Source organism: Nocardia farcinica (assembly GCF_029867845.1).
Classification (GTDB): Bacteria; Actinomycetota; Actinomycetes; order Mycobacteriales; family Mycobacteriaceae; genus Nocardia; species Nocardia farcinica_A.
Map to the genome: position 1 here is coordinate 1 of NZ_JARWRU010000358.1, position 3,867 is coordinate 3,867.

General features: G+C 72.5%; 6 protein-coding genes. 5 read left to right on the plus strand and 1 reads right to left on the minus strand.

Annotation, left to right across the window (positions count from 1 at the left end; translation table 11 throughout):
* The 4 genes from hemB to QH283_RS07670 form a co-directional block, all read left to right on the plus strand.
* Positions 1-919, plus strand: a 919-nt coding sequence (hemB, locus tag QH283_RS07655) for a porphobilinogen synthase (protein WP_280502319.1), incomplete at its 5' end; no start/stop codon positions are given.
* A 137-nt stretch (positions 920-1,056) separates the two neighbouring features.
* Positions 1,057-1,557, plus strand: a complete 501-nt coding sequence (locus QH283_RS07660) for a hypothetical protein (RefSeq protein WP_280502320.1) — start codon at positions 1,057-1,059, stop codon at positions 1,555-1,557.
* Positions 1,558-1,854: 297 nt separating this feature from the next.
* Complete coding sequence (locus QH283_RS07665) at positions 1,855-2,436, plus strand: hypothetical protein (RefSeq protein ID WP_280502321.1); 582 nt, start codon at positions 1,855-1,857, stop codon at positions 2,434-2,436.
* A gap of 10 nt (positions 2,437-2,446) precedes the next feature.
* Positions 2,447-2,803, plus strand: a complete 357-nt coding sequence (locus tag QH283_RS07670) for a hypothetical protein (protein WP_280502322.1) — start codon at positions 2,447-2,449, stop codon at positions 2,801-2,803.
* On the opposite strand, the gene QH283_RS07675 is transcribed toward QH283_RS07670, so the two are convergent.
* Entirely contained in the window at positions 2,785-3,192 is a 408-nt protein-coding gene (locus QH283_RS07675) for a hypothetical protein (RefSeq protein ID WP_280502323.1), read from the minus strand. The genes QH283_RS07670 and QH283_RS07675 overlap by 19 nt on opposite strands.
* A gap of 220 nt (positions 3,193-3,412) precedes the next feature.
* On the opposite strand from QH283_RS07675, the gene QH283_RS07680 reads away from it, so the two are divergent.
* On the plus strand, positions 3,413-3,867 hold a 455-nt coding region (locus QH283_RS07680), incomplete at its 3' end, for an aminotransferase class III-fold pyridoxal phosphate-dependent enzyme (RefSeq protein WP_280502324.1).

Genomic DNA, 3,867 nt, shown 5'->3' on the forward strand with positions numbered 1-3,867 from the left:
GGCCGAGACCACCCTGGAACCACGGCATCTGGTGCTGCCGATGTTCGTGGCCGACGGCCTCGACGAACCGCGCGAGATCGGCTCCATGCCTGGCGTGCACCAACATTCGATGGATTCGCTGCGCAAGGCCGCCGTGGAGGCGGTCGACGCGGGCGTCGGCGGCCTGATGCTCTTCGGCGTGCCGCTGCCCGAGGACAAGGACCCGGCGGGCAGCCAGGCCAGTGATCCCGACGGCATCCTCAACCGCGGCCTGCGCGCGCTGGCCTCCGAGGTCGGCGACGCGACCGTGGTGATGGCCGACACCTGCCTCGACGAGTTCACCGACCACGGGCACTGTGGCGTGCTCGGCCCCGACGGGCAGGTGGACAACGACGCCACCCTGCACCGCTATGTGGACATGGCCATCGCCCAGGCCGAGGCGGGCGCCGACCTGCTCGGCACCAGCGGCATGATGGACGGCCAGGTGGGCGCCATCCGGCGCGGACTGGACGCCGTCGGCCGCACCGACACCGGCATCCTCGCCTACGCCGCCAAGTACGCCTCGGCCTTCTACGGTCCCTTCCGCGAGGCCGTGTCGTCCTCGCTGGAGGGTGATCGCCGCACCTACCAGCAGGATCCGGCCAACCGCAGGGAATCGCGGCGCGAACTCGACCTGGATCTGGCCGAGGGCGCCGACATCGTCATGGTCAAGCCCGCGATGGCCTACCTGGACATCCTGCGCGAGGTGGCCGACCGCGCCACCGTTCCGGTGGCCGCGTACCAGATCTCGGGCGAGTACGCGATGATCACCGCCGCCGCCGAGCGCGGCTGGATCGACCGCGACGCCGCCGTGCTCGAGTCCCTGACCTCCATCCGGCGGGCCGGAGCCGACATCGTCCTCACCTACTGGGCCACCGAGGCCGCGCGCCGGCTGTCGTGACCCACGGATCCGGCTCCACCCCGGCGTCCGGCCCCCGGCAGGATGTCCGGCCACCCGCGCCCGTGCCGCCCGGCCCGCTGCCGCCGTCGCCCGGACCGCATGGGCGGCCGCCGCACGGCCAGTTCCCGTCGGGCCCCGTGCCGCCCGGCGCGTACCGCGCGGATCCCGAACCCGCGCCCGAGAGCGTGCGCACCGCCGCCCAGTTGTGGTGGGTGATCGTCGCGCTCGGCGTGGTGCGGGTGATCGCGAGCGCGATCGACGCCCTGACTCATCGCGACGAGGTCGAGCGCGTGCTGATCGAGGCGGGACAGCAGATCCCGGAGGCGGGCGCGCACCTGTACGTGTCGATGTACGTGGTGTTCCTCGTCATGGGCGGACTCGTGCTCGCCGCGGCCGCCGCGGGTGTGACGCACCTGTTCGCCAAGGGCAGGGCGTGGGCCCGCACGGTGTTGACGGTGGGTGCGATCTGGCTGGTCATCGGCGCGTTGACCGCGCTGTTCGCCCTCGGCGGCACCGGTGGCGCCGCGGCCTTCGCGGCGGGCGCGGTGGCCGTCGTGCAGGGGGTGCTCGCGGGCGGCGCGTTGTACGCGGGTTACCGTCCCGAGGCGAATGGGTACTTCTTCGTCACGAGGAAGTGAACCCCGATTGGCATGCGGACCGAATTGGCCGCTGTGGGCTGTGCCTGTATCGTGAGGGTTGTCACAGGAGACATGGGAACCGGGAGACGTAGCCGTTCGTTCGCCGCCGGGCGCGGGCGACGAGCAGGAGCCCCGGGAGATCGGAGGCAACGATGCGCGTGGTGATCCAACAGCCGCAGAGCATTCGCAAAGACATGATCGTTCTCGGCCTGCTGGTCCTGTTCGGCCTGGTCACCGTCGCACTGCTCCTGCTGCCCGGCCTGGTGGGCTGAGCGAGGCACGGGCGGGGGGTCCGGCGTGACCGACCGGGATACCGGCGAGGTCCGAACCGACCACACCGGCCCCGCCGACGAAAGAGTTCTCTTCCACGAGCCGGGAGCGCGCTGGCGTGCGGTGAGCTACGGGCCGCTGGCCTGCGCCCTGATCCTGGCCGTCGAGGTCGCGACCGGCGCCACCCCGCACTGGTTCGCCCTCCTGTTCTGCGGTGCGCTGATCGCCGCCTTCTCCGCCGTTCAGGTGCTCGCCGCGCGCACCCACGTCAGCGTGCGACTGACCGGCGCCGCGCTGCGCCAGGGCACCGAAACCGTGCTGCTCGCCGAGATCGCCGACGTGCTGGACGAACAAGGGGCTGGTCCACTCGACGAGGCAGCACTGGCCGGGGTCGACTGGGACGACGCGGGCTCCTGGTCCGGCGAGGAATGGAAATCCGCCAGGGCGCTGGGCGAGCTGAGCGGAGTTCCGCGCAGGCGCACCGGAATCGGGCTGCGGTTGCGCGCCGGAGGGCTGGTCCAGGCCTGGGCGAAGGATCATCGGGGATTGCGGGACGCGTTGACGCGGGCGCTTGCCGAGCGCGACTCGAAGGCGGGCGACGCGGGCTGACCGCCACCGCGTGGCAGGATTGCCGCACGACGACGGTGCCGAGCAGAACGGAGCGAGCGACATGCGCGCGGATCGGGTGAACTCTCCCGGTGAGCCGATGCGCCGTGGCCGGTGGCGCGGTGGCCGGGGGACGATCGCGGCGGTCGAGGCCGTGGCGGCGGTGCTGCTCGTGCTCGCCGCGGTGGCGAGCTGGCGCACCGGCGTGGTGGACACCTCGTTCGCCGCGCAAGGGGATGTGCCCGCGCACGATTCGGTGCGCTACTCCGGTCCCTGGCTGGTCGGCGCCGCCGCGCTGGCGGCGCTGGCCGGACTGCTCGTCGTCGACGCGGTGGTCCGGGTGCGCCGGGGTCAGTCGCCCCAGTTCTGATAGATGTCGAGCAGGCGCCCGTCGTGGGTGCCCGGCGCGTTGAGGAAGATCGAGACGGTGCCGTCGGGCTCGCGCGCGCTCTCGGCGATCACCTGACGCAGCGAGGCTCGGATGTTGCCCTGGTCGTCGCGCCACAGCTTGGTGTCGGGGTGCATGCCCGCGCCGATCACGCCGGGCGGAATGATCCTGGTCACCATCGCGGGGATCGGCCCGCCCGCGAGCCACACCGTCTCCTCGTGGTTCAGGTGCGCGCCGACGCGGCCGTCCCCGATGTCGAGGACCGGTTCGACGGCCGAGGCCGAGGGCGCGGCGAACACCGACACCGCCAGCGCGCCCGCCGCCACCGCGAGACCGGCCGCCGCCGATCTGGACGCTTTCGCTCTGCGCACCGGCTCCCCCGAAACCGACCCCGGAGAAGCGGACCCGATCGATGCTCGACGCATGAGAACCTTCCCGACTCTGGGTGTCCGACTCACCGAGCGTACGCACCCCCCGTGGCCTGCGCGGGTAATACCGCCGAAACAATTTCCGGCGCGTCGCTGCGGCCCGTGTCACGTGTCCTACACCCTGTCGTCGACGCTCTCCGGCCGGGCTGCGACACTGGAGGCCGTGAGTTCTTCTCCGCGCGCGACCAGTGCCTCTCCTCTCGGTGACGCGTCGGCGGCAGTGTCCGCCCGCCTGTTCGACCGGGCCGCCTCGGTCATCCCCGGCGGGGTCAACTCGCCGGTCCGCGCCTTCACCGGCGTCGGCGGCACCCCCCGGTTCATCGCCGGGGCCGACGGCTGGAAGCTGACCGACGCCGACGGCAACGAATTCGTCGATCTCGTGTGCTCCTGGGGCCCGATGATCCTCGGGCACGCGCACCCGGCCGTGGTGGCGGCCGTGCGCGAGGCCGCGACCGGCGGGCTGAGTTTCGGCGCGCCCACCGAGGGCGAGGTCGAGCTGGCCGAGCACATCGTGGCGCGGGTGGAGCCGGTGGAGCGGGTCCGGCTGGTGAACTCCGGCACCGAGGCCACCATGAGCGCGGTGCGCCTGGCGCGCGGCTGCACCGGCCGCAGCAAGAT